This window comes from Bartonella tribocorum, assembly GCF_002778015.1.
Lineage (GTDB): Bacteria > Pseudomonadota > Alphaproteobacteria > Rhizobiales > Rhizobiaceae > Bartonella > Bartonella tribocorum_B.
In genome coordinates, this window is the sequence record NZ_NJPP01000069.1 from 1 (window position 1) to 1,653 (window position 1,653).

The following is a 1,653-nucleotide window of genomic DNA, read 5'->3' on the forward strand; positions in this document are numbered from 1 at the left end:
GCTTTCACAGACTTTTTTTTAAAATCTTCAAAGGATTTTCCAAAGACCTTTCAAAGCCTTCCCTCATTTTTACCATGAAAATGCACTTTTTACCATTTTTCGTGCTTTTTCCAATTTTAGGTGTCAAAATCTATTTTGACAAAATGCGCATTTAACGCTAAAAATTGTACATAAGAACAACAAATTATCACCTATTTCTAACCAATCCCACCTCTTCCCACTTAATGCAAAAACTACTGTCAAACGACAACAATAAAAAAACCGCCACAAAAAACCGTAGCGGTTTAAATAAACACCTATAGAAAAAGTTTCAACCAATTCTATGACGTGTGTGCATTACTTTTGTTTTGCTTTTTCTTGCTCAGCCCGCATACGCTCTTCAATTTCTTTTTGATTTGATTGAATGGCTTGCTGCAGCTTTATTTGCTCTTGTTGGAAATCTTTTTCTTCCATACCAGGACCGGTATACGCAGCTGTAAATCCATTAAGAGAAAATTCAATAGGATTAGCTGAACCACGGAAATTAACTGTGGTTACAACCATTTTTGTACCACTTTTCATAGCTGCTATAAGCTTATCATCTAAGACATCATTAGCAATACAACTTGGTCCATTACAAATAACATAAGGAATTTTTTTAGAGAAGCCATCACCTATTTGAATGTGAACACCTTCTGGCAAAAAACGACCTGTAGGTACTTGAATACCTATACGCCTTTCATTTTGCTTCCCTTTTATTTCAACAAGATTAAAAGCCGTTAAAGGTTGTCCCGTATTCGATAATACACTATTCATTGTATTACAAATATCAACATCATGCTGTTTACTGCAAACTTTGTACCAACCTTGCGATAAAGTTTGCGCATTTGCAGAAATACCAGCTATAAGGAAAAGAGAAGCAGCTCCAACTAATATTGAAACAGCAGAATAAATATTTTTATGCGACATGATTAAGTTAATCCTTTCAACGCGCTCTTAAGTAACTTAAAAAAATATTAAATACAATTTCAACTTAAATTTATTAAATTATAATGAAATAATATTTAATTTTATTATTTTTACTTCAATATAAAAAAGCTAAATTTAGAGAAAAAACTACGATAAGCCATTTAAAATTTATATACTCATGTAGCTTTCCCCTCTTTATCACATGGATGCCCGATGCAATCTATCCATAAAACACCTCTGTGCGTCTGCGCTAAGATTACATAAACGAATCAATATTGCAATATCAATTTAAATAAACTCTTATTCTATTCAAAAAATCTTAAGAATTTAAACGCTTACTACTCTTCATATTAGGCTGTAAGGCTTTAGCAACAAATATTGCAATGCATGAAATTCTAAAATATCAGATAAATTTCACTATTTTCCTTATATGTCTCGTGATATACAAAAATAAAGTGATTTACGGAATTATTAAAATATTGGATGCATTAAAGATAGAAATTATCTAATTTTTTCATATAGTTGCAAAAAATGCCAATGGACAATTTTCTATTTCTGTTTACAAAACATAAAGTGATATGCATTTGTGAGAAAAACTTTACATTTACAGTCTTCTCGTTGAAAAAGTTGAATTAAATGATGAAGGCATTCAATTTGCTTTTTCCCTAATTCAAAGATCTCTTTTTTATGAAAAATCTATAACTT

The 1,653-nt window shown here is 30.6% G+C and carries 1 protein-coding gene; it reads right to left on the reverse strand.

Annotated elements, in window-relative coordinates:
• Nucleotides 1–336 precede the first annotated feature (336 nt).
• Nucleotides 337–948, reverse strand: coding sequence for an invasion associated locus B family protein (locus CEV08_RS09120; RefSeq protein ID WP_100131275.1), 612 nt, complete (start codon nucleotides 946–948; stop codon nucleotides 337–339).
• Nucleotides 949–1,653 lie beyond the last annotated feature (705 nt).